This is a genomic window from Lysobacter antibioticus, from assembly GCF_001442535.1.
Classification (GTDB): domain Bacteria; phylum Pseudomonadota; class Gammaproteobacteria; order Xanthomonadales; family Xanthomonadaceae; genus Lysobacter; species Lysobacter antibioticus.
The window spans coordinates 5,496,652-5,519,794 of the sequence record NZ_CP013141.1; the positions used below are offsets into that span (position 1 = coordinate 5,496,652).

At 67.4% G+C, this 23,143-nt stretch carries 15 protein-coding genes and 1 pseudogene (2 of these 16 running past the window's edge); 7 read left to right on the forward strand and 9 right to left on the reverse strand.

The window, feature by feature from the left end; all coding sequences use genetic code 11:
• From GLA29479_RS22235 to GLA29479_RS22245, 3 genes are all read right to left on the reverse strand, one after another.
• Nucleotides 1-1,357, reverse strand: the 5' portion of a protein-coding gene (locus GLA29479_RS22235) for a phosphoenolpyruvate carboxylase (RefSeq protein WP_057972877.1). 20 nt of this gene lie to the left of the window's left edge; the window shows 1,357 of its 1,377 coding nt (coding positions 1-1,357); its start codon is at nucleotides 1,355-1,357; the stop codon falls past the left edge of the window.
• A 296-nt stretch (nucleotides 1,358-1,653) separates the two neighbouring features.
• The gene (locus GLA29479_RS22240) at nucleotides 1,654-2,409 is read right to left on the reverse strand and encodes a tetratricopeptide repeat protein (protein ID WP_057919320.1); all 756 of its coding nucleotides are present in this window, start codon (nucleotides 2,407-2,409) and stop codon (nucleotides 1,654-1,656) included.
• A 134-nt stretch (nucleotides 2,410-2,543) separates the two neighbouring features.
• Nucleotides 2,544-3,464 (reverse strand): LysR family transcriptional regulator, encoded by a 921-nt coding sequence (locus GLA29479_RS22245; RefSeq protein WP_057972878.1) that lies wholly within the window; start codon nucleotides 3,462-3,464, stop codon nucleotides 2,544-2,546.
• A 66-nt stretch (nucleotides 3,465-3,530) separates the two neighbouring features.
• Here GLA29479_RS22245 and GLA29479_RS22250 point away from each other — a divergent pair, with 66 nt between their 5' ends.
• Entirely contained in the window at nucleotides 3,531-4,475 is a 945-nt protein-coding gene (locus tag GLA29479_RS22250) for a DMT family transporter (RefSeq protein WP_082638909.1), read from the forward strand.
• A 1,000-nt stretch (nucleotides 4,476-5,475) separates the two neighbouring features.
• Here GLA29479_RS22250 and GLA29479_RS22255 read toward each other — a convergent pair.
• Nucleotides 5,476-6,854: pseudogene (locus GLA29479_RS22255) on the reverse strand (glutamate--cysteine ligase).
• Nucleotides 6,855-7,085: 231 nt separating this feature from the next.
• Here GLA29479_RS22255 and GLA29479_RS22260 point away from each other — a divergent pair.
• The 4 genes from GLA29479_RS22260 to GLA29479_RS22275 all read left to right on the forward strand — a co-directional run bounded on the left by GLA29479_RS22260 (nucleotide 7,086) and on the right by GLA29479_RS22275 (nucleotide 11,527).
• Nucleotides 7,086-8,726 carry a peptide ABC transporter substrate-binding protein gene (locus GLA29479_RS22260; RefSeq protein ID WP_144436691.1) on the forward strand — a complete coding sequence of 547 codons (1,641 nt, stop codon included), beginning with the start codon at nucleotides 7,086-7,088 and terminating at the stop codon, nucleotides 8,724-8,726.
• Nucleotides 8,723-9,451, forward strand: coding sequence for a VIT1/CCC1 transporter family protein (locus GLA29479_RS22265; RefSeq protein ID WP_057972881.1), 729 nt, complete (start codon nucleotides 8,723-8,725; stop codon nucleotides 9,449-9,451). Before GLA29479_RS22260 ends, GLA29479_RS22265 begins: the two co-directional genes overlap by 4 nt.
• Nucleotides 9,451-10,395, forward strand: a complete 945-nt coding sequence (locus GLA29479_RS22270) for an ABC transporter permease subunit (protein ID WP_057972882.1) — start codon at nucleotides 9,451-9,453, stop codon at nucleotides 10,393-10,395. The genes GLA29479_RS22265 and GLA29479_RS22270 overlap by 1 nt, the downstream gene beginning before the upstream one ends.
• A 100-nt stretch (nucleotides 10,396-10,495) precedes the next feature.
• Complete coding sequence (locus GLA29479_RS22275) at nucleotides 10,496-11,527, forward strand: LacI family DNA-binding transcriptional regulator (protein ID WP_057919327.1); 1,032 nt, start codon at nucleotides 10,496-10,498, stop codon at nucleotides 11,525-11,527.
• Nucleotides 11,528-12,163: 636 nt separating this feature from the next.
• Here the strand turns inward: GLA29479_RS22275 and GLA29479_RS22280 are convergent.
• The 3 genes from GLA29479_RS22280 to GLA29479_RS22290 form a co-directional block, all read right to left on the reverse strand.
• The gene (locus GLA29479_RS22280) at nucleotides 12,164-13,849 is read right to left on the reverse strand and encodes an alpha-amylase family glycosyl hydrolase (RefSeq protein ID WP_057972883.1); all 1,686 of its coding nucleotides are present in this window, start codon (nucleotides 13,847-13,849) and stop codon (nucleotides 12,164-12,166) included.
• A complete protein-coding gene (locus GLA29479_RS22285) occupies nucleotides 13,846-15,354 on the reverse strand; it encodes an MFS transporter (RefSeq protein WP_057972884.1) in 1,509 nt (502 codons plus the stop codon). The genes GLA29479_RS22280 and GLA29479_RS22285 overlap by 4 nt, the downstream gene beginning before the upstream one ends.
• Before the next feature lie 280 nt (nucleotides 15,355-15,634).
• The gene (locus tag GLA29479_RS22290) at nucleotides 15,635-18,442 is read right to left on the reverse strand and encodes a TonB-dependent receptor (RefSeq protein WP_082638911.1); all 2,808 of its coding nucleotides are present in this window, start codon (nucleotides 18,440-18,442) and stop codon (nucleotides 15,635-15,637) included.
• 286 nt (nucleotides 18,443-18,728) lie between these two features.
• On the opposite strand from GLA29479_RS22290, the gene GLA29479_RS22295 reads away from it, so the two are divergent.
• Nucleotides 18,729-20,384: an alpha-glucosidase gene (locus GLA29479_RS22295; RefSeq protein WP_057973317.1), complete on the forward strand. Its 1,656-nt coding sequence runs from the start codon at nucleotides 18,729-18,731 to the stop codon at nucleotides 20,382-20,384.
• A gap of 105 nt (nucleotides 20,385-20,489) precedes the next feature.
• Here the strand turns inward: GLA29479_RS22295 and GLA29479_RS22300 are convergent, their stop codons facing one another.
• Together GLA29479_RS22300 and yihA are read right to left on the reverse strand one after the other, a co-directional pair.
• Entirely contained in the window at nucleotides 20,490-21,365 is an 876-nt protein-coding gene (locus GLA29479_RS22300) for a tetratricopeptide repeat protein (RefSeq protein WP_057919331.1), read from the reverse strand.
• Nucleotides 21,366-21,512: 147 nt separating this feature from the next.
• The gene (gene yihA, locus GLA29479_RS22305) at nucleotides 21,513-22,163 is read right to left on the reverse strand and encodes a ribosome biogenesis GTP-binding protein YihA/YsxC (protein ID WP_057972885.1); all 651 of its coding nucleotides are present in this window, start codon (nucleotides 22,161-22,163) and stop codon (nucleotides 21,513-21,515) included.
• A gap of 179 nt (nucleotides 22,164-22,342) precedes the next feature.
• Here yihA and GLA29479_RS22310 point away from each other — a divergent pair, with 179 nt between their 5' ends.
• On the forward strand, nucleotides 22,343-23,143 hold the 5' portion of the coding sequence (locus tag GLA29479_RS22310; protein ID WP_057972886.1) for a c-type cytochrome. It continues 24 nt past the right edge of the window; only the first 801 of its 825 coding nucleotides appear in the window; its start codon is at nucleotides 22,343-22,345; the stop codon falls past the right edge of the window.

Here is a 23,143-nt window from a genome sequence, read left to right on the forward strand (position 1 = left end):
TGTGCAGGCGCGCAGCGCGGGTGGCGACGTCGAGCGTCGCCCATTCCGGCAGGTCGAGCAGCGCGGCCAGCGCCGCATCGTGGGTGCCCGAATCCTGGCGCAGATCGAGGCTGGCGAGATGGAAGCCGAAACATTCGGCACGGCGGCGCAGGCGGCGCACGGCGAAGCTGCCGGCGTGCGCGCCCTGGTTGTTCGCCAGGCTGCGTTCGATCAGGGCGATGTCGGCCAGGAAGGTCGCCGCATCGGGATAGCCGTGCACGCTTTCGTCGACCGTGGCCTGCAGACGCGCGGCCATCAGGCTGAGCAGGTTGCGGTAGGGCATGTCGGCATGGCGCGGCTTGAGCAGCAATGCCGCCTTCGGCAACTGGTAGCGATAGTCCTCGACGCGGGCCAGCACCGCATCGTCGATGCGCACGCGCGTGACCGATTGGCTCAGCAACTCGGCCAGAGTGCCCAGCTCGCGACGGTAGGCGTTGAGCACCAAGGCGCGCTGGCCCGACAAAGTCGCGGCAATGGTGTCGGCCCCCACGTTCGGGTTGCCATCCATGTCGCCGCCGACCCAGGTGCCGAAACCGAGCACGTCGGGCAGCGGCGCGAACGGGCCGTAGGTTTCGCGCAGCGCCTCCTCGAACATTTCGTAGTAGACCGGCAGCACGCGATACAGCACGTCGGACAGATAAAAACCGACGTGCTCGAACTCATCGGCGACGCTCGGCTTGGCGGCCGGGGCTTCGGCGGTCTGCCAACTCGCGGTCAGGGCGACGCGGATGCGTTCGCGATCGGCGCGGCGTTCGGCCGGGGTGCGGCCGCGGTCGATGTCGTCGACCAGACAGCCGACGATCTGGCGCTCCTTCTCGAGCAGGGCGCGCCGCACCGCTTCGGTGGGGTGTGCGGTGAACACCGGTTCGATGCGCAAACGCGGCAACAGCGCGGCCACTTCTTCGGCGCTGACGCCCTGGCGTGCAAGCACGCCAAGCGCATCGCGCAACCCGCCCGGCTGTGCGCCGGCACCGCTGCGTTCATAATCGCGGCGACGGCGAATGCGGTGTACGCGTTCGGCCAGGTTGACCGCCTGGAAATAGGTCGCGAAGGCACGCACCAAGTCGCTGGCCTGGTCCAGATCGGTATCGGCGAGCGCTTCGGCGAGCGCACCGATCGGGGCCTGCGCCTCGCGCCGGCGGATGGCGGCGCGGCGCAGGCGTTCGACCTCGTCGAGGAAGCCCGGCCCGCGTTGCTCAGCGAGGATTTCGCCGACCAACGCTCCCAACATTTTGACGTCGTCGCGCAGCAGCGCGTCGGTGGAAGCGAAGTCTACGGCGCGCAACGGTTCGTCGCTGGTATCGAGGAGGACATTCATCCGACAAGGCTACAACACCGGCGCGGCGACTGCGTTGCCGATCCTTCGGGCGTATTGCGCCGGCGGTCGTTTGCGGCGACGTTCGCACGAGGGTGGCGGCGCTGCGGCGCTTATCGCATTAACCCCTGCAGGAGGGGAATTCCAGCAGAACACAGCATTTATCCGCGGCCGCCGCCGAGACCGCCGTCGAAACTTCGCTGCGTTCCGGTTCTACCGATATGCGTATCGGTTCTAGCCGCGCAATCGATTACAAGCGAAACGATTTCACAAGAAACGATTAACGCACGTCTTTTGAATCACGGCGCCGACGCCTGCTTCTCCAAGGCCTTCAGACGGTCCAGCGCCGGCTTGTTCATGCGCCGCGCGTAGGCCGGCAGACGCTTGGCCCGCGTCTGCGCCTGTACGCACAGCTCGCGCACGCGGCCGAGTTCGCCCCAACCGACCAGAGTTTCGGCATAGCGTACGTACGGCTCGAAACCGCTGCTGTAACCGAGCAGGGTTTCGAACTCGTCGCGGGCCTTGGCGCGGTCGCCTTGCGCGGCGATCGCACGCGCATAGATCAGGTGACCATCGGGCGAACGGAAGTCGGGGCGGCGCGCGATCAGTTCGTCGAGCACGGCCTGCGCCTGCGCCGCCTCGCCGTTTTCGAGCAGCGCATGGGCGAGCTTGACCTGGATGTCCGGATCCTCGCGATGGATGCCGCTAAGCGAGGCGCGATACAGCGGCAGCGCATCGGCCGGGCGTTGCTTGCCCAGCAAGGCATCGGCCAAACGCAGGCGGTTGTCGGTGGTGGCCGCGGTCTCGTAGGCATCCTGCGCTTCGCGCAATTCGCGGTCCGGATCGAGCAGGCGCCGCACGTTGCCGACCAGGGCGCGGCCGTGCTGGGTGTGGCGCTGCTCCGGCAGCCAGATCGCGAACCCGTAGACCACGCTGCCGAGCAGCGGGAACATGAAGAGGATCATCAACCAGTAACGGTCCTGACCGCTGCGCACCGCATGCACGGCGAAACACAGCGCGACGATGACGTGCAAGCCCAACCCCAGATACGGCATGACGCGATCCTTGCGAGATATTCGGGCGCTAGTGTGGTGATTCGGCGGGCCCGGCGCCAGAGGGGCATCGCCTTCGCCAGAGGGTTTCGACCGATGGCAATCGCCGCGGCTTCGATACGCCGGGCCCTCGCGCGCTAAGCACCGTCGTCGGCCCGCAACAACCCGGCCAGCCAGTCGCGCAGATGCCCCAGACGGGCGCTGCCCTGCGCTTGCGGCAGCCAGGCCAGATAGACCCGCTTGACCGGCGCGGGCTGCGGCAGCGGCAAGGGCAGCAGTTCGCCGCTGGCCAGGCGCTCGGCGATCAAACGCGGATACACCAGGGCAATGCCCTGCCCGGCCAGCGCGGCGCTGATCGCCGGCATCGGCGAAGACAGGCGCAGATGCGGCAGGGGCCAGATCGCCGGGTCTTCGCCGAACCAACTCGGCCAGTCGTGACGCCAGCCGTCGCTGGCGACATGCAGCAGGCGCACGCCGGGCAACGGGTCCTGCCACCAGCGCTCGCGGTCGAGCCGCGCATGCAGGTCCGGCGCGGCGACCGGCAGCATGGCCTGCTCGAACAGCAGCTCGCCTTGCAGGCCGTCGGCCTGCGGTTCGCGGTGCAACAAGGCGGCGTGGATGCGCCCCTGCGCCAGGTCCTGCGCGGTCGCCGGGCAGAACAACTGCAGGTCCAGCCCGGCGTAGGCCGGAAACTCCTCGATGCGCGGTAACAGCAGGCTGACGCCGAGGCTGGTCGGCGCGCCGAGGATCAACCGCCGCCCCTCGTCGCCGCGCATACGCAAGCGAGCGGTGGCGGCCTCGATCTGCTCGAAACCGGCGATCAGGGCCTCGCCGTACTCGCGCCCCAACGGGGTCGGCCGCGCGCGCCCGCCGCTGCGGTCGAGCAGACGCAGGCCGAAGGCTTCCTCCAGGTGCTGAACGTGCTGACTCAGGGCGGCATGGCTCAAGTGCATGCGCTCGGCGGCGCGGCGCATGCCGTCGTAACGGACCACGGCGGCGAAGGCCTGCAGGGCGCGCAGGGGTGGGAGGCGCCGCGACGGCGGATCGGGAGTGGTCATGTTTACTTACCGCTGCTCTTGATTTTATAGATATGTACGAGCTTAGAAGCTCTATAGATTTACCACATGACTGCCGCCCCCTTGCCTGTCGCCGCGGTGCCGCCGCCGCCCCGTCCCTTGGCCCCGTCCCGTCCCTTGGCCCTGCGCGCCGGCCTGATGGCCAGCGCCTCGATCTGCCTGGCCTTGCTCGCCCTGCTCAGCCGCTACACCCGCGGCCTGCCACCGGAGTTGGTGACCTGGTTGCGCTTCATGATCCCGGGCCTGTGCCTGGTCGCCTTGGCGCGCCGCGAGGACTGGCGCGCGGTCTGGTCCGGTGCCGACCGGCCGGGCTGGGTGCGGGCAGTGTGCGTGGTGATCTCGCAGGGCTGCTTCGTATTGGCGGCGATGCGCGGCGACCTGTTGCACGCGGTGCTGCTGTACAACACCGGGCCCTTGTTCATCCCATTGATCGCGCGCGTCTGGCTCGGCGAACGCTTGCGCCCGGCCGCGCTGACCGGGCTGGCGATCGGCTTCGCCGGGGTGCTGGTGGTCTTGCAGCCCGCTGCGCGCGGACTCGACAGCACTGCGCTGATCTCGCTGTTCGGCGGCTTCGCCATGGCCGCCTCGCAGGTGCTGTTCTACCGCAGCGCCCAACACCAGCCGCCGTTCCGCAACCAGTTCAAGCTGTATATGCAGGCCTCGACGGTCGGCCTGCCCTTGGCCGCCCTCGGCCTGGGCCATCTGCCCTCACAACCGTTCACGACCGAATCGACGACAGTGCTGGTGCTGGCCTTGCTCGGCATGTCCCTGTGCAGCCTGGGCAGCCAATCCCTGCGCGACCTGGCTTACCGCGGCATGGATAACGCCTCGACCCTCGCCCCGCTGATGTACGTCGCCGTGCCGGTGAGCGCCGCCCTGGATTGGCTGTTGTTCGCGCACGCAGCGCGGCTATCGACCTTGGCCGGCGCGGGCTTGATCGTGATCGGCGCGGTCGCGGCATTGCGCAGCGGGGCGCGTGCGAAGCGCGGTTGAGGGGCGGTGCGAGATTGAGGCGACGCGGTCGCGGCTTGTGACCGAAGGAAATTCAGTAGGACGGCGCTCCTACCCAAGAGCGGGCGCAGGCCACCAACCGTTGCCGTTGCCGTTGCCGTTGCCGTTGCCGTTGCCGTTGCCGTTGCCGTTGCCGTTGCCGTTGCCGAGATTTTGATCTGTTTTGCCGCTTTACCGGTCAAGTGGAGACCCGGAGGGCGGCGCACAGGACGTGCGCCGTTTTCCGATAAGACAGGGACGTCTTATCGGAAAATCCCGGCGCGGGCTGCGTGCTCGCAGGGGAGCTTCGTCAAGGAAAAGCACTTTTCTTTGGTGACTTTCTTTTGGGGCTTTGGCCAAAAGAAAGTTACCCGCACCCTTTAGGGGGCGGAAGCTTTGCACTTGCTTATGGCTTCTAACGAAACAAGATCAAACGCTAAGAGCTTCCGCCACTAAAGCGGCGGGTTACTTTCTTTTGTCATAAGCAACAAAAGAAAGGTAACCAAAGAAAAATGCTTTTCTTTGAATCACAGGCCCGCACGAGCGGTGCATCCGCGGGGATTTTTCATACGGGACATCCCTGTCCCGATGAAAAACGGCGCGCATCCCTGCGCGCCGCCCTCCGGGTCTTCCATAGCCTTCGCAAGGCCGAGACGACGCACAGCAACTGCAACCGCAACCGCAACCGCAACCGCAAAATCTTTACGGCAACGGCAACGGCAACGGCAACGGCAACGGCAACGGCGGCAAGAGCTTTGAATAAGCAGGGATGACGATCAAGGCTGCAGCGTCGAACAGTGACCGACGCCAGCTTGGGATCACGCGGTCGCGGCTCGTGACCGGAGGAAATCCCCTGAGGGACGCCGCTATACCCTGCGACGGATCGTGGTTTCAATCAGCAGCGACGGCGATGCGGGTTCTGCGCGTTCCTCGGTCGCGGCTCGCGCCGCTCCTACAGGGGCTACGCCGCCGCGACGCCGAGGGCGCGATCCGCCAAGAGAACTCAGTACGCGAATTCCTTGAACACCGGGTCCACATTCCCCCCCATGCCCCATGGAACAACTCGAGCTTGCGCTCGGCCGGGCTCTTGCCCATCGCGACGAATTCCATCAGCGGTTCCAGGTAGATCGATTCGTCCGCGCCGTTGCCGTTCAAGCGCGCGCGGCGCTTGAGGCCGTGCGCGGAAATCTCCAGGGCGCGACGCGACAGTTCGAGCACGTTGCTGTCGCGGAACGGCAGTTGGAAACCGTGCCGCGGCACGCCGTCGCGCAAGGCGTGACGCTCGGCCGGGGTGAAGTCGAGCACGAGATCCCAGGCCGCATCGAGCGCTTCGGCGTCGTACAACAGGCCGACCCAGAACGCCGACAAGGCGCAGATGCGGTTCCACGGGCCGGAGTCGGCGCCGCGCATCTCCAGGTACTTCTTCAAGCGCACTTCCGGGAACGCGGTGGTGGTGTGGTCGGCCCAATCCTTCAGGGTCGGGCGCTGGTTCAGATAGGCCGGCAACTTGGCGTCGAGGTAATCGCGGAACGATTGGCCGCTGGCGTCGATGTACTCGCCGTCGCGATAGACGAAGTACATCGGCACGTCGAGCAGGTAGTCGACATAACGCTCGTAACCGAAACCGTCTTCGAACACGAAATCGAGCAGACCGGTGCGGTCGCGGTCGGTGTCGGTCCAGATGTGCGAGCGGTAGGAGAGATAGCCGTTCGGTTTGCCTTCGGTGAACGGCGAATCGGCGAACAGCGCGGTCGCGATCGGCTGCAAGGCCAGCGAAACGCGGAACTTGCGCACCATGTCGGCCTCGTCGCGTACGTCGAGGTTGACCTGCACGGTGCTGGTGCGGGTCATCATGTCCAGGCCGAGCGAGCCGACCTTGGGCATGTACTCGCGCATGATCTTGTAGCGGCCCTTCGGCATCCACGGCATCTCGTCGCGGCGCCACTTGGGCTGGAAGCCCATGCCGAGGAAGCCCAGGCCCATCGGCTCGGCCACCGTGCGCACTTCGCGCAGATGGGTCGCCGCTTCGACGCAGGTGTCGTGCAGGGTCGCCAGCGGCGCGCCCGACAGTTCCAATTGGCCGGCCGGTTCCAGCGAGACCGAGGCCTCGTCGCGGGTCAGGGCGATCACCCGGCCCTTCTCCTCGACCGGCGTCCAGCCGAACTGGACCAGCCCTTTCAGCAAGGCCTCGATGCCGCGCTCGCCGTCGAAGGTCGGCGGGCGCAGGTCGTCGGTGCGGAAGCCGAACTTCTCGTGCTCGGTGCCGATCTTCCAGTCCGAGTCCGGGCGCGCGCCCGAGGCCAGGTACTCGACGAGCATGGCGCGACCGCCGCCCTTGATATCGGGAATCTCAATATCTTTGACTTGGCTGGGACCGGACACATCCACCTCGCTGGCAAAACCTGCTGCAAGGCGGGATGCCCTGCTCGCGCATCTGGCGCGGAGAGCCGCCGGCCGTCGCGAAACGGTCCAGCGGCCACGGCCGGCGCCTCGCTGTACGAAGGCCGGCCGCTTACGACATTGTCTGAATCAAGGTCTGGATATGCGGGACGTCGCCTACAATCGCAAGACCCCGGCAGTGTAGACCCAGCCTTGCACCGAACAACGCCCGCCTTGCAACGCTATGGTGCAGCCGTGTCGCTGGCCGATCTGCTAGGGGTGTTTCTGATGGGGGCGCTGTGGGCACCGGCAGCGCTGGCCCAGGCGGCGCCATCGCAACTGGAACGCGGCAACGGTCCCGAACCGAGCACGCTCGACGCCCATCGTTGCCAGGAGGTCGCCTGCGGCAACGTCCTGCGCGATCTCTACGAAGGCCTGGTGACCGAGGACGCACGCGGCCGCCTGGTGCCGGGCATGGCCGAGCGCTGGTCGGTGTCGGCCGACGGCCGCAGCTGGACCTTCGTCCTGCGCGGCAACTTGCGCTGGAGCAACGGCGAGCCGATCGACGCCGGCCAGGTCGTCGCCAGTTTCCGCCGCGCGTTCGCCCCGGCCACCGCGGCGCCGTTCGGCGAATTGTTCGACGCGCTCGACAATGCCCAGGCCGTGCAAGCCGGAAAACTGCCGCCGGAACGCCTCGGGGTGTCGGCGCCGGACCCGCGCAGCGTTCGCTTCCGCCTCAACCGCAGCGCCTCGTTGCCGGCCTTGCTGACCCTGCCGATCGCGTTCCCGGTGTATCTGCCGGCCGTGGAGACGCATGGCGCCCAGCACACGCGTCCCGGGCAATTGGTCTCGAACGGCGCTTACCGGCTCGCGGCGTGGACGCCGCAGGCAAACCTGTTGCTGGAGAAGAACCCGCGCTTCCACGACGCCGCGGCGGTCGCGATCGAACGCGTGCGCTTCCAGGTCACCGAGGACGCCGCCGCCGAACTGCAGCGCTTCGCCGCCGGCGATCTGCACATCACCGAGGTGGTGCCGCCGCAGCCGCTGGCGTCGCTGCGCGCGCGTTTCGGCTCGCAGCTGCGGTTGTCGCCTTACCTCGGCGCATTCTGGCTCGGCCTCAACGTCACCCGCCCGCCGTTCCGCAGCGACGCCTGCGCCACCCAGGACTGCGACGAACGCGCCTTGGCGCTGCGCCGCGCGCTGTCGATGGCGATCGATCGCGACAAGCTCACTCGTTACGTCACCGGCCTGGGCGAAACCCCGGCCTACGGCATCGTGCCGCCCGGCATCGCCGGCTACGTACCCGCGACCACGACCTGGGCAACGCGGCCGCAAGCACAGCGCGAAGCGCATGCGCGCGCGCTGTATCGCCACGCCGGTTATTCCAGCGACAACCCGCTGGTGATCGAGCTGCGTTACAACACTTCGACACCGCACCGCCGCCTGGCCCTGGCGGTCGCGGCGATGTGGCGGCAGACCCTCGGCGTGCAGGTGCGCCTGCGCAACGAGGAATGGAAAGTGTTCGTGCAGAACCGCAAGCAACGCACCATCACCCAGGTGTTCCGCGGCGGCTGGATCGGCGATCTGGCCGATGCGCGCAACTTCCTGGCCGCGTTCGGCAGCGACGGCCCCTTGAACTGGATGGGCTACGACGATGCCGCGTACCGCGAGCGCCTGGCCAAGGCCGATGCGGCGAAGTCGGAAAGCGCGCGCAACGCCTGGCTGCGCGCGGCCGAACAGCGCCTACTCAACGACGACGCGGCGATTCCGCTGTATTTCTACAGTTCCAAGCATCTGGTGTCGCGACGCGTGCGCGGCTTCGAGTCGAACGCGCTGGACCGGCACGCGAGCCGCTGGCTGAGCCTGACGCCATGACCCGTCCTTCTTCCTCCACTCGGCTGCCACCGCGCCGCCATCACACCGAGACCCACCGCTCCGACCGCGTCGGCTGGCTGCGCGCGGCGGTGCTCGGCGCCAACGACGGCATCGTCTCGGTGGCCGGGCTGGTGGTCGGCGTGGCCGCCAGCGGTGCCTCGCCCGCGACCATTCTCGCCAGCGGCATCGCCGGCACCGTCGCCGGGGCGATGTCGATGGCCGCCGGCGAGTACGTCTCGGTGCGTTCGCAAGCCGACACCGAGCGCGCCGACATCGCGGTGGAGCGGCGCGAACTGCGCGAAGACCCGGACAACGAACTGGCCGAACTCGCCCATATCTACGTCCAGCGCGGCCTGACGCCCGAGCTGGCGCAGGAAGTCGCGCGTCAGCTGACCGCGCACGACGCGCTCGGCAGCCACGCCCGCGACGAGCTCGGCATCACCGAGACCTTGCGCGCGCGCCCGGTGCAGGCGGCGCTCGCGTCGGCGCTGGCGTTCGTCGCAGGCGCCGCCCTGCCGATCGCCGCGGTACTGGCGGCGCCCGCGGGGCGCCTGGAAGCGGTGGCCATCCCGACCACCCTGGTGGCGCTGTCGATCTCCGGCGGGCTCGCGGCCTGGGCCGGCGGCGCGCCGGTCCTGCGCGGCGCCGCGCGCGTGGCGTTCTGGGGCGCCTTGGCGATGGCCGCAGCGTCCCTGGTCGGCCGATTGTTCGACGTGAGCGTCTGATGCGCAGCGATAGCCGCAGCCGTCATCCCGTCGTCGCCCGGCTCGGCTCGCGCGTGCTCGAAGCGGTCATCACCCTGTGGCTGCTGGCAACGCTGTGCTTCGTGCTGCTGCGCGCCGCACCGGGTGGGCCGTTCGACGCCGAGAAAGTCGCGCCTCCGGAAGTGCAGGCCGCGCTCGATGCGCAGTACCGGCTCGATCAGTCGCTGCCGATGCAATACCTGGCCTGGCTCGGCGACGCGGTGCGCGGCGACCTCGGGCCGTCGTTCCAATACCCGGACTACACCGTCAATCAGTTGATCGGCAACGCCTTGCCGGTGTCGGCGCTCAACGGCGGCCTGGCCCTGCTGCTGGCGCTGCTGCTCGGGGTGACCCTGGGCGTGTGGGCGGCGCTGCGCGCCGGCGGCTGGACCGACCGCGCCCTGATGTTGCTGGCCGGGCTGGGCCTGGCGATCCCGAAGTTCGTGGTCGCGCCGCTGCTGGTGTTGCTGTTCGCGGTGACCCTGCATTGGCTGCCCGCAGGCGGCTGGGGCGAATGGGACAACGTGGTGCTGCCGGTGATCGCCCTGGCCCTGCCCAACATCGCCTACTGCGCGCGCCTGACCCGCGCCTCGATGCTCGACGTGCTGTCGGCCGACTACCTGCGCGCGGCGCGCGCGCGCGGCCTGTCGGAAACGCGCCTGCTATTCGCGCATGCGCTGAAACCGGCGTTGCTGCCGGTGGTGGCCTGGCTGTCGCCGGCGCTGATCAACGTCGTCACCGGCTCGGCCGTGGTCGAACAGGTGTTCGGCATTCCCGGCATGGGCCGCTACTTCGTCCAGGGCGCGCTCAACCGCGACTACACCCTGGTGCTGGGTGTGGTACTGGTGATCGGCGCGCTGATCGTCGCGATCAATACCGCCGTGGACGCGCTGCGCGGCTGGATGGACCCGCGGCTGGAGGGTTAAGGGACGGGAATCGGGAATCGGGAATCGAAAGCTTAGCGGCACCGGCCTGCCTAGTCCGAGTCTCAGTCCCGGGACCCGGCTTCACGGCTACACTCCGCCCATGCGCAAGAAGTCCAAGGCGACCTCGGTCGACATCGCCCACCTCGCCGGCGTTTCGCAGGCCACCGTGTCGCGGGTGCTCAGCGGCAGCCCGCTGGTCAACGCCGACACCCGCAAGCGCGTGGAAGCGGTGGTGCGCGAGCTCAACTACAAGGTCGACCGCCACGCCTCCAGCCTGCGCCGGCAGCGTTCGGGCACCTTGGCGATGCTGTTGTTCGAGGACCCGACCCCGGACGAGTCGCACATCAACCCGTTCTTCCTGTCCATGCTCGGCTCGATCACCCGCGCCTGTGCGCGCCACGGCCAGGACCTGCTGATCTCCTTCCAGCAGCTGTCCGACGATTGGGCCGCCGACTACGAAGACAGCATGAAGGCCGACGGCCTGATCCTGCTCGGCTACGGCGATTACCTCGCTTACCAGGGCAAGCTGCAGAAACTGGTCGAACAGGGCACGCGCTTCGTCCGCTGGGGCGCGGTGCTGCCCGATCAGCCGGGCTTGTCGATCGGTTGCGAGAACGTCGGCGGCGGCCAGCAGGCCGGCGCCCATCTGGTTGCCCTGGGCCGGCGCCGGGTCGCCTTTCTCGGCGACGCCTCCAGCCACTACCCGGAGTTCCTCGACCGTTTCCTCGGTTGCGAGCACGCCCTCAACGAAGCCGGCCTGGCGCTCGACCGCGCCCTTCAGGTCGACGCCGAAAGCTCCGAAGACGCCGGCCACGATGCCGCGCGCGAACTGCTCGCCCGCGGCCTGCCCTTCGACGCCGTGTTCGCCGCCAGCGACCTGATTGCCCTGGGCGCCATGCGCGCGTTGACCGAACACGGCCTGCGCGTACCCGAAGACGTCTCGGTGATCGGCTTCGACGACATCCCGATGGCCCGTGTCGCCCACCCGCCGCTGACCACGATCTTCCAGGACACCAAACAAGCCGGCGAACTGCTCGTCGACACCCTGATGAAACTGGTTCGCGGCGAAGAAGCGCACAGCATCCGCCTGCCGACGGCCTTGGTGGTACGCAAGTCCTGCGGCGCCGAGTAGCGCGGCGACGGTTCGAGCGAAGCAAGAGCAAATCCCCCTACCCCCCTTTTTCAAAAGGGGGAATCCTTCGGGCAGGAATGTCGCGATTGGCGTTGGCGCTGGCGTTGGCGTTGGCGTAAAGATTTTTCTGTCGCTGTGCGCCGTCTCGCACTCGCGAAGGCAATAGAAGGCCCGGAGGGCGGCGCGCAGGGATGCGCGCCGTTTTTCATCGGGACAGGGATGTCCCGTATGAAAAATCCCCGCGGAGGCACCGCTCGTGCGGGCCGGTGATTCAAAGAAAAGCATTTTTCTTTGGTTACCTTTCTTTTGTTGCTTATGACAAAAGAAAGTAACCCGCCGCTTTAGTGGCGGAAGCTTTTAGCGTTTGATCTGGATCTTGCTTGAGCGATACGCCACGAGCCCAGAACGGCGGTCGCGGCTTGCGCCGCTCCTACACGCGAGGTTTCACGGCTTCCAGAAATTACGCCAGCGTTGGATTTTCTGCGAATCCCGTGGTCGCGGCTTGCGCCGCTCCTACCCTTGCGATGGCACGCCGCTTTCGATCACAACATCGGCGTTGGTGTTTCTGCGAATCCCGCGGTCGCGGCTCACGCCGCTCCTACAGGAAAAGATTCGCGACACGCCATAGTTCGTGCCTCAACGCCGCCGCGCGTGCTCCATCGCTTCATCCAAGGCCGCCGCCAGGTCCGCCCGCCGCACCGGCGCATCGAGCAGATACACCTCGACCCCATGCCCCGGCACGGTCGCCTCGATTACATCGTTCTCGCCGACCTCGACCGTTCCGCCGCCCAGCGCCGCGCGCCAACGCCCGGCCTGCAGGTAGTTGCGGATCCAGAACGTCGTCGGCTCATCGCCCTTGTTGAGCAACACCAAGGCGATCTGCGCCTGCCCGGCGTGCTCGTAGACACGGTAAAACACAGCGCGCTCGCCCTGCAGCAGCAGATTCAACTGCAGGCCGCGCTGCAAGGCCGGCGAGGCCTGGCGAACCTTGGCGATACGCTTGAGTGCGGCATGGATCGGATGCGCCTTGGCGGTGTCGACGCGCTCCTGGCCGAAGTAGTTGCGATTGCCGGCGTGCTCGGCGAGGCCGCGTTGAAAGCCGATCTCAGAACCGTAATAGATCACCGGAATGCCGCGTGCGGTGAACAGCCAGTTGTTCGCGTCGATGAAGCCTTCATCGGTCGCGCTCAGACGCGGCATGTCGTGGTTGTCGTAGAAAGTCATCAGCTCGTACGGGTTCGCGTACGGGCCGTCGCGCAGGAACAGGCGCGGAGGTAACCGCTCGAAGCCACCGCCCCTGTGCCCGAACACCTCGGCCAAGCCCTCCTTGAGCGGAAAATCGAGCACGCTGATGCCGCCGTTCTCGGCCCAGGTGAACGGCGCGATATGCTCGGCTTTATAGTCGAAGGCTTCGCCGAACATGAAGAAACCCGGACGCTTGGCGCGGATGCGCTCGGCGAAGGATTTCCAGAACGCATGCGGCATGTGCCGGATGGTGTCGATGCGGAAGGCGTCGGCGCCCTGGTCGATCCATTGCGAGTAGGCGCCGACGAAGTAGTCGAGCACCTCGGGTTGGGTGTCGTCGAGGTTCGACAACTGCACCAGATCTTTCTGTGCATGGAAGAACCGGTGCAGCGGATTGTGGGCGGGGTCGAGTTTTTCCGGCGCCAAGTTCTGATGATCGGCGACCAGCACGCCGTCGCGATAGATCTCGCCGTACTTGGGCTGGTCCTTCGGCATCGTGAACGAAGGCGAGCCGTGGTTGGCGACGATGTCGAGCACGGTCTTGAGGCCGTGCCGCTTCAGCCCCTGGGTCAATTCGGCGAAGTCGAGGCCGGGGCTCGGCAAGTGCTCATCGAGGCGATAGAAATCCACGCCCCAGTAGCCGTGATAACCGGTCTTGCCGCGGTCCTGGAAGGCGCCGCCCCAGGTCACTGCGTCGCCGCCGGTGAAGGCCTGGTCGGGGTTGTCGACGATGGGCGTCAACCAGACCGCGCCGAAGCCCATGTCGCGGATGTAGCCGGCGTTGTCGAGCAGGCCTTTGAAGTCGCCGCCGAGATAGCCGATGTTGTCGCTCTCGCCGTCCGGCGCGCCCGGTACCGGACGATCGAAGCTGCGCGTGCGCGGGTCCGGCCCGCCCTGTTCGCGCTGGTCGTTGGCCGGGTCGCCGTTGACGAAGCGGTCGGTGACGACGAAGTACACCGCATCGCTGGCCATCGGTTCGAGCGTGCCGTAGTACTCGCGTGCCGGCGCAGTGTCGCGTGGGCCGTGCGCGCAACCGGCCAGGGCGAGACTCAGCGCGACGAGCGTCAAGGCCCTCATGCCGCTGCTCCGGTGCCGGGCTCGCGCACCCACAGCACGCACAGGCCGGAGACGAACAGGCTCACGCCGCCGATCACCAAGGCCCCAGCTGGCGCTCCCGCAAAGAAAAACTTGACCAACGCGCCAAGCAGACTGACGGCTACCAACTGCGGAATGACAATGAAGAAGTTGAAGATGCCCATGTACACGCCCATCTTGGTCGCCGGCACGCTGTCAGACAGCAAGGCATACGGCAGCGACAGGATCGAGGCCCAGGCGAAGCCAACGCCGAGCATCGACAGCAGCAGCCACTGCGAGTCACGAATCAACGCGATCGAGATCAGGCCCAGCCCGCCTAGGCTGACGTTGCACAGATGGCTCCAGCGCAGGCCCCAGCGCCGCACCATCCGTGGAATAGCGATCGCCGCCAACGCAGCAAAACCGTTATAGGCCGCGAACAACACGCCGACCCAGTTGGCGCCTTCGTTGTAGGCCGCCGAGGTGGTGTCGCTGCTGTGGAAATGCAGTTGAGTCACGGTCGAGGTGGTGTAGATCCACATCGCGAACAGGGCGAACCAGGAAAAGAACTGCACCACCGCCAGCCGCACCATGGTCGGCGGCATCGAGTGCAGATCGTCCATGACCGTGGCGAAGCCGCCGCCGGCGCCGATCATGCCGCGCACCAACAGCGCCACGCCGAATGCGCCGATCATGCCGGCCAGCACGTACAACTGACGGTCGAGCCCGCACATCGAAATTGTCGTGGCGACGAGGCCGCCGACCACCAGCCAGGAAGCGCCGAACAGCGCGCAACGCACGCGGTCGCGATTCGGCCGCGGCGGCTCGGGCAAGGCATCGTCGAAGGACTGCAAGGTCTCCGGCGGGTACTCGCGGGTGCGCAGCACGGTCCAGCCGACCGACAGCAGCAGCACGGCGCCGCCGAAATAGAAGGCGTAACGCACCGTGTCCGGCACCTCGCCGGGCCCGGCGGTGTTGCCCACGCCCAGGTGCGCGAGCGCGAACGGCAACACGCTGGCGACCACCGAGCCCACGCCGATGAAGAAGCTCTGCATCGCATAGCCGCTCGGCCGTTGCGCGGTCGGCAACTGGTCGCCGACGAAGGCGCGGAACGGTTCCATCGAAATGTTGATGGACGCGTCGAGTACCCACAGCAGGCCGGCGGCGATCCATAGGGTCGGCGAGTTCGGCATCGCCAACAGCGCCAGGGTGGCGAGCACCGCACCGACCAGGAAATACGGGCGCCTGCGGCCGAGGCCGGTCCAGGTGCGGTCGGACAGATAACCGACGATGGGTTGCACGATCAGCCCGGTCAGCGGCGCGGCGATCCACAGCATCGGGATGTCCTCGATCGGCGCGCCCAGACTCTGGAAAATCCGACTGACGTTGGCGTTCTGCAGGGCGAAGCCGAACTGGATGCCGAGAAAGCCGAAGCACATGTTCCAGATCTGCCAGAACGACAGCTGCGGCTTGCGGGGCGGGGCGCTGCGCTCGGTGCGTTCGGTCATGGGCTCGATACTGGCATGAAGCGCCGCGCGGTAAGGCGACGCGGTGGCGGGGAAAGCAAATCCCCCCTCGATCCCCCTTTGTCAAAGGGGGAAGACAAGCAGAGCGACGCTATCCGAACAACTCAGCGCCGCGCAAACTACAAGCCTCCACCCGAAGCCACGCCCCCCATTTGAAAAAGGGGGCTCCGTGTTCCATTCCCCCTTTTGGAAAAGGGGGGCTCCGCGTTCTATTCCCCCTTTGCAGAGGGGGGCCAGGGGGGATTTGCTCTGGCTTCCGATCTCAGAACTGCGACGAGAACCGGATCCCGTACATCCGCGGGGTGTTGAGGTAGCGGATGTTGGTCGCGTTGTTGACGAAGCCCTTGCCCGAATACACCTCGTCGGTGAGATTCGAGACGAAGCCGTCGATGCGGAACTGGCTGTCCTCGCCGAAGTTCAAGCCGGCCGAGACGTTGACGGTGGTGAAGCCGCCGACGTCGTCGCGCATCGCCATGCCGTTGGCCGGGCCGCCGCCCGCGGCCGGGTTGGAGCCGTTGTTGAACGGCATGTCGGCGAGCGGAATCTCGATGACATTGCCGGCCGCGTCCTGGCCGAAGCCGCGGCTGTTGAACGCGGTCAGGTAGTAGTCGGAGCGGTAGGTCAGGTTGATGGTCCAGTCGAACGAGTTCAGCGCGCCGCGGCCGATGTCGATGGTCTGCGACAGGCTGAGGTTGGCGTTGTACTTGGAGGTGTTCGGCAGGCGGTTGCCGTCGAGCGGCACGATCAGGCCCAGGCCGCCGGAACGCGTGTCGAGCACCTTGGAGTCGTCGAAGGTCGCGTCGAGGTAGGTGAAGTTGTAGCCCAGGTTGAAGCCGTGCGGCAGGCCGACCCGGCCTTCGAGCTCGAGACCGAGCACGCTGGCGTTGGCGGCGTTGTCGTTGAAGACCTGGCGACTGGTCGCGTTCGGGTTGGTCGGCGTGGGCGCCGGCACGTCGATCAGGTTCTGCAGCACCTTGTTCTGGTAGTCGTAGTAGAACACCGAGGCGTTCAGGCGCACCGGGGTTTCGCCCCACAGGTAGTCGCCCTTGATGCCGGCTTCGTACGAGGTCAGTTCTTCCGGCTCGAAGGTCGGCGCCAGCGCACTGCCGTCGTTGAGCAGCAGGGGTCGGTTGATGCCGCCCGAACGCGTGCCGGTCGACACCGTGCCGTACAGCATCACCTGCGGGTTGAGGTCGTACTCGAAGCCCACGCGCCAGTCGACGTAGCTGTCCTCGTAGACGTCCACGCTCTTGCCGCCGGGGAAGTCGGAACGCACGATCACGTCGATCTGGTCGCGGTTGCGGGTCAGGAACTGAGCCCAGTTGTCCTGCGCGCCGAAGTTCTGGATGCCGCCGAGGAAATAGTCGAGCGAATCGGCGCCCGGGCCGCAGCGCAGCTCGGCCGGCGACCAGCCGGTGCAGACGCTCGGGTCGCCGCCGCCGCGACGGCCGGGGGGCGCGAGCTGGAAGCCGGGCGAACCCAGCACCAGTCCGGTGGTGTAGGGGTTGGTCGCGGTGTTGATCGGCTGGCCGGTGAACTGCTGGAACAGTTCCTCCGGAATCACGAACTGGTATTTGACGTTGGATTCGCGCGCGGTCTTCTTGTCGCGGGTGTAGCGCACGCCGCCGATCAGACGCAGCGAATCGGTCGCGGCGAAGCTGAAGTCGCCGTAGACCGCGTTCGACTCGACCTTGGAGTCGTCGCCGCGGTTCTCGCCGCCCAGGCCGTCCTGCCAACCGCAGACGGTGCCGGGACGCCACCAGTCGCAGTCGCCGAAGTAGCCGTTGCCGACGTCCCAGGAGGTGTAGTCGTACTTCTCTTCGTAATTGAACAGGCCGGCCGACCAGATCAGCTTGCCGGTGTCGCCGAAGAAGCGCAGCTCGTTGATGGTCGAGCTGGACTTGTCGGACTGATAGAAGGTGTCGTACCAGGCCAGGCGTTCGGGGTTGTGATAGGCCTCGCGTTCGGACCCCGGATAGACCGGGCCAAGCTGCCATTCGCGCGAAGCGTTGCGGTTATCGAATTCGTACTTGCGGTAAGAGGTGTTGAATTCCACCGACACCGCATCGTTGAAGGCATAGGTGAAGGTGCCGGCGACGCCTTCGATGTCGTTGCTGGTCTTGCCCTGGGTACGGAAGTACTGGCGGAACGGGTCGGACAGGTCGTCGATGTCGTAGCCGGCGGCGAGGCCACGCTCGGCGAACAGACCCGGGTCGCCGGTGCCGCGCTCGCTGACCTTATCGAGCATGACGTAGGCGGAGAACTTGTCGTTGGGCTCCCACAGCATCGACAGGCGCGCGGCCTGGTTGTCGAGCGCGCCCGGGCCTTCGCCCGCGAACAGCGAGCTGGGGTAACCGTTCTTGATGTAGGAAGAACGCTCTTCGTCGAACAGCGCCGCGCGCAGGGCGAAAGTCTCGCCGATGGGCAGGTTCAGCACACCTTCGGCGGTGGTGAAGTCATGGTTGCCGGCGCCGACCTTGAGGCCGCCGCTGGTCACGCCGAGCTCGGGGCGCTTGGAAATCACGTTGATCGAGCCGCCGGTCGCGTTGCGGCCGCGCACGGTACCCTGCGGGCCCTTGTTGACCTCGATGCGGTCGACGTCGAAGAACATCGGCCCGATCGAGCGCGGCCGCGGCAGGTAGATGCCGTTGTAATAGGTGGCCACCGACGGGTCGGAGGAGAAGTCGGAATCGGCCGCGCCGATGCCGCGCAGGAAGATCTCGTACTTGCCTTCCTGACGGGTGATCTGCAGGCCCGGCACCACCGCCTGCAGGTTGCGGAAATCGGTGTTGATGCCGAGCTTGGTCAGATCCTCGCCGCTGAAGGACTGGATCGTGCCGGCGTATTTCTGGATCGACTGCACGCGGCGGTTGCCGGTCACCTGGACCGCGTCGAGTTCGTGCGCCGCGCTCGTCGGCGCCGCTTCGGCGCTGGCCGCGGCTGGGGCGTCCTGCGCGGCGGGCGCATCGGCCGCCCATACCGTCCACGAGTTGCACAGGCCGAACGAGGCCAGTGCCACGGTCAACAGGTGGCGTTGTTGGTTCGATGAAGCCCGGTTCGTTCTCGACATGCTCCCCTCCAGTAGCTGTGTGCCGTCCGCGCGCGCACTGCGGCGTGCTGCGGTTGCCTAGGCGACGTACGCCATCGGTCTGAGGCGCATGTTAGGCAAGCGATCGCGCCCGCTGCGGTTTATGCATACGTATTCATGACCGGCAGTCGCATTCATGTCGCACTTCATCGGTCGTTTGGGCATGAATACGTATGCAGGCCGGCAAGCCGCGAACGCGCCCGGCGCTAAGCTGGCGCACATCGCGGCAGTGCAGCACGAAGACCGCATACGCCATCAGGGGCGCCACTTGTCAGCCGTCAATCTTCCGACCCCCGCCGCAGCGCACGAGCACGCCTGGTGGCGCGGCGCGGTGATCTACCAGATCTACCCGCGCAGCTTCCGCGATCTCGACGGCGACGGCGTCGGCGACCTGCCCGGCATCATCGACAAGCTCGGCTACGTCGCCGACCTCGGCGTCGACGCGATCTGGATCTCGCCGTTCTTCAAGTCGCCGATGGCCGACTTCGGCTACGACATCGCCGACTACCGCGCGGTCGATCCTTTGTTCGGCGATCTGGACGACTTCGACCGCCTGCTGGCCAAGGCGCATGCGCTGGGCCTGCGGGTGATGATCGACCAGGTCCTCAGCCACACCTCCGACCAGCACGAGTGGTTCAAGCGCAGCCGCGAGAGCCGCGACAACGACTACGCCGACTGGTACGTATGGGCCGACGCCAGCCCCGACGGCACCGCGCCCAACAACTGGATGTCGCTGTTCGGCGGCGTCGCCTGGCGCTGGGAGCCCCGCCGCCAGCAGTACTACCTGCACAACTTCCTGTCCTCGCAGCCGGACCTGAACTTCCACAACCCCGACGTGCGCGCGGCGGTGCTCGACAACGTGCGCTTCTGGCTCGACCGCGGCGTCGACGGCCTGCGCCTGGACGCGATCAACTTCTGCTTCCACGACGCACAGCTGCGCGACAACCCGCCCAAGCCGGCGGAACTGCGAGTGGGGCGCGGCTTCAGCCCGGACAACCCGTACGCGTTCCAGTACCACTACTACAACAACACCCGGCCGGAGAACCTGGCGTTCCTGGCCGAACTGCGCGCCTTGCTCGACCGCTACCCGGGCGCGGTCGCGCTCGGCGAAATCTCTTCGGAGGATTCGCTGGCGACCAGCGACGAGTACACCCGCCACGGCCGCCTGCACATGGGCTACAGCTTCGAGCTGCTGACCGACGATCGCTCCGCGGGCTACATCCGCGGCACCGTGCAGACGCTGGAGAACGCGATGCGCGAAGGTTGGCCGTGCTGGTCGATCTCCAATCACGACGTGCAGCGCGTGGTCACCCGCTGGGGCCGCGGCGGGACGCTGCCGGCGCATTACCCGAGCCTGCTCAGCGCGCTGGTGTGTTCGCTGCGCGGCTCGGTCTGCGTGTACCAGGGCGAGGAACTGGGCCTGCCCGAGGCCGAGCTGCCGTTCGAGGCCCTGCAGGACCCCTACGGCAAGACCTTCTGGCCGACCTTCAAGGGCCGCGACGGCTGCCGCACGCCGATGCCGTGGGACGCCACGCCGCAGGCCGGCTTCAGCACCGGCACGCCGTGGCTGCCGGTCGCCGAGGGCCATCGCGGCCTCGATGTCGCCCGCCAACAGCACGATCCGGATTCGTCCTTGAACCGCTTCCGCCGCTTCCTGTCGTGGCGCAAGACCCGGCCGGCGCTGCTCGACGGCGCGATCGGCTTTCTCGCCAGCGACGAGCCGGTGCTCGCCTTCGTCCGCGGCAGCGGCGCCGATGCGGTGCTGATGGCCTTCAACCTCGGCGACGCCGAGGCGGAATTGGCGCTGCCCGAGGCCGGCGCCTGGCACACCGACCGCGGCCACGGCCTGCCCTCGGGCGAACGGGTCGGCGAGCGCGTGCGCCTGCCGCCTTACGCCGTGTTCGCGGCGCGCGCAGCCGGCTGAGCTCGCAGCACATTCGGTCAGGCGCGGCAGCTTCGTCCGCGACCGCGGAACGCGAATCGACTACGTCGGCGCCCCCGGCGGCCTGCCATGCCACCGGGCCGCACCTCATCCGCGCGCAGGCAAACGGGCCGCCCGCGCTTCGCGCTGCAGCAGCTCACGCTGCAACGGCGCACGCTGCAACTCGGGCGCCGGTACGGGCGTCGGCCGCAGGCGCTGTTCCTTCGGCGGCAGGGCCAGCGTGTCCAGGCGCTTCTTGGCTCCCTCGTTGCCGAGCGCGGCGGCCTTCCTGAGCACCACCTGGGCCTCGGCGATGCGCCCCTGCCCCACGTAGATCTCGCCGAGCCCGCTCAACGCGGTCGCGCGGGTCTTGGGATTGCTGGCCGGCGTGTCCTTGACCGCCTGGGTCAGAGTCTCCTGCGCGCTGTCGAGCTTGCCTTCCGACAGTTGTTTCCAACCGCACAGGGTCGCATCGCCGCCGGCGCAGGCGTCCTCGCCCCCGGCCTTGGCCGCGGCGATCTCGTCGGCCAGCTCCGGCGCTTGATTGGCGAGCGCGGCGCTGCCGACCGCGTTGCGCAGGTCGCGGTTGTTCTGCTGCAGGTCCTCGACCTTCTTGATGATCGAATCCACCGAGATGTTGATGCTGCTGTTGTTGTCGGCGACCTCGATGGCCGCGTTCGGCGAGAAGGCCTGGCCGCGGTAGATGATTTCCGGGTCGGGCAGGTCGATCGCCGAGAACCGCGGCGAGAAGGTCAGGTAGACGTTCGGCACCACGCGTTCGCCGCTGCGCCAGCTCTTCAGCGTGTCGAAGCCGATCATCGCCACCACCACCGCCGCGCCGATGCCGAGGTACCAGCGCACGTTCTTGTTCTGCTCGGCGTTCCTGGTCTTCAACAGCGCATAGGCGCCATAGGCGAAGAACAGCAGCGCCGTGCCATAGGCGCCCGCGGCCAGGATGGTCTGGGGGTCGGTGATCGTGTCCATCTCGTTCCTTGAGCCGAAGATCGCCCTCCGCGCGGTCGCGCGGAAGTCCTTCTACCCAGGAAGTAACGCAGTCGGCGCGGGCGGAGCGGCCAGTCGCGTTTGCAACACGAACGGCCGACCGCGTGCTCGCGGCCGGCTTGGGCCGACTCAAGCGGCCGGCGGCGGGACCAGTTCGAGCCAGCGCGAGACCACCGTGCAGGCCTCTTCGACGCCCTGCTTGGACTCGCCGGAGAAGGTCTGCACGCTGACCGTGTCGCCGAACGCCGAGCTCAGTTCCTTGCGCACCATCATCAACTGCTGCTGTTGCTGGCCGCGGCCGAACTTGTCGGCCTTGGTCAGCAGCGCATGCGCCGGCAGGCCGCGTTCGACCGCATAACCGAGCATCTGCCGGTCGTAGTCCTTGAGCGGATGGCGGATGTCCATCACCACGACCAGCCCGCGCAGGGCCTCGCGGGTGCCGAAATAGCGGTCCAGGAAGGCCTGCCAGTGGGCCTGCAGGTTCTGCGGGACCTTGGCGTAGCCGTAGCCCGGCAGGTCGACCAGGAAGCGGTCGGGCTCCGGCGCCGGCTCGGGGCCGCGGTACAGGGGGCTGACGTCGAAGAACACCAGCTGCTGGGTCCGGCCCGGGGTCTTGGACACCCGCGCCAGGGCGTTCTGCTGGCACATGGCGTTGAGGGCGCTGGATTTGCCGGCATTGGAGCGGCCGGCGAAGGCGACCTCGAAGCCGCCGTCGGGCGGGAGCTGCTTTACGTTGTGCGCCGACAGCAGGTAACGGGCACGGGCGAGGGGATTATTCATGCCATTAGGATCGCATGCCCCACCCTCCGGCGTGCCGCAGACTGAATCCGCGTTGACCCGGTCGGGGCCGGCGAAGATAATTCCGAGGTTCCGGTGGCGGCAGCTTGCGCACAGTCCGGTCCCCAGTACGCCCCTTTCAGCCTGCCACCCAGCAAGCCAGTAGTTCGGAGCCCAGCTACATGAGCCAAGCCCGCGTTCTAGGCCTCGTCGGCCTCGCCGCTCTCGCGGCCGCCGCCGTTGCGTACGCCCAAGCCACGGTCACGCCGATTCCCGACAAGGAGCCGGTCCAGACCGCGCCGCTGAACGCCGCGGCGAAGGCCTCCTGGGGCGACGTCAAGGCCGGCGCGACCAAGGCCGGCACCTGCGCGGCCTGCCACGGCCTCGACGGCAACCCGACCGATCCGCAGTACCCGCGCCTGGCCGGTCAGAGCGAGCGCTACATCGCCCACCAGATCGCCCTGTTCAAGAGCGGCGAGCGCAATACCGGCATGGCCGCGGCGATGAAGCCCTTCGCCGACGCCCTGAGCGACCAGGACGCCCGCGACCTGGGCGCCTACTTCGCCACCCAGAAGTCGGGCGCCGGCGTCGCCGACGACACCCTGATCGCCTCGGGCGTCAACAAGGGCAAGAAGTTCTTCGAAGTCGGCGAGCAGCTGTTCCGCAATGGCGACAAGGCCCGCGGCATTCCGGCCTGCATGGCCTGCCACGGCCCGAGCGGCGCCGGCAACCCCGGCCCGGCCTACCCGCACATCGCCGGCCAGCAGGCCGCCTACTCGCAGCGTCGCCTGGAGGAATACCGCGCCGGCACGACCACGCAGAAGGATCCGCACCTGTTCAACATCATGGCGACGGTCGCCAAGCAGCTCAGCGACGAGGAAATCGGTTCGCTGTCGAGCTACCTGCAGGGCCTGCACGAACGCGCCGACGACGTCGCCGCCGCCGATGCGCCGGCCCCCGCAGTGGCCGCCCCGGCCGCCAGC

Coding starts and splice junctions, on each gene's coding strand:
- GLA29479_RS22240 (WP_057919320.1), bottom strand. CDS start 2,409: ATGCCGTATCTGGGGTTGGGCTTGCACGTCATCGTCGCGCTGTGTTTC.
- GLA29479_RS22270 (WP_057972882.1), top strand. CDS start 9,451: ATGCGCAGCGATAGCCGCAGCCGTCATCCCGTCGTCGCCCGGCTCGGC.
- GLA29479_RS22265 (WP_057972881.1), top strand. CDS start 8,723: ATGACCCGTCCTTCTTCCTCCACTCGGCTGCCACCGCGCCGCCATCAC.
- GLA29479_RS22290 (WP_082638911.1), bottom strand. CDS start 18,442: ATGTCGAGAACGAACCGGGCTTCATCGAACCAACAACGCCACCTGTTG.
- yihA (WP_057972885.1), bottom strand. CDS start 22,163: ATGAATAATCCCCTCGCCCGTGCCCGTTACCTGCTGTCGGCGCACAAC.
- GLA29479_RS22300 (WP_057919331.1), bottom strand. CDS start 21,365: ATGGACACGATCACCGACCCCCAGACCATCCTGGCCGCGGGCGCCTAT.
- GLA29479_RS22285 (WP_057972884.1), bottom strand. CDS start 15,354: ATGACCGAACGCACCGAGCGCAGCGCCCCGCCCCGCAAGCCGCAGCTG.
- GLA29479_RS22280 (WP_057972883.1), bottom strand. CDS start 13,849: ATGAGGGCCTTGACGCTCGTCGCGCTGAGTCTCGCCCTGGCCGGTTGC.
- GLA29479_RS22250 (WP_082638909.1), top strand. CDS start 3,531: ATGACTGCCGCCCCCTTGCCTGTCGCCGCGGTGCCGCCGCCGCCCCGT.
- GLA29479_RS22275 (WP_057919327.1), top strand. CDS start 10,496: ATGCGCAAGAAGTCCAAGGCGACCTCGGTCGACATCGCCCACCTCGCC.
- GLA29479_RS22245 (WP_057972878.1), bottom strand. CDS start 3,464: ATGACCACTCCCGATCCGCCGTCGCGGCGCCTCCCACCCCTGCGCGCC.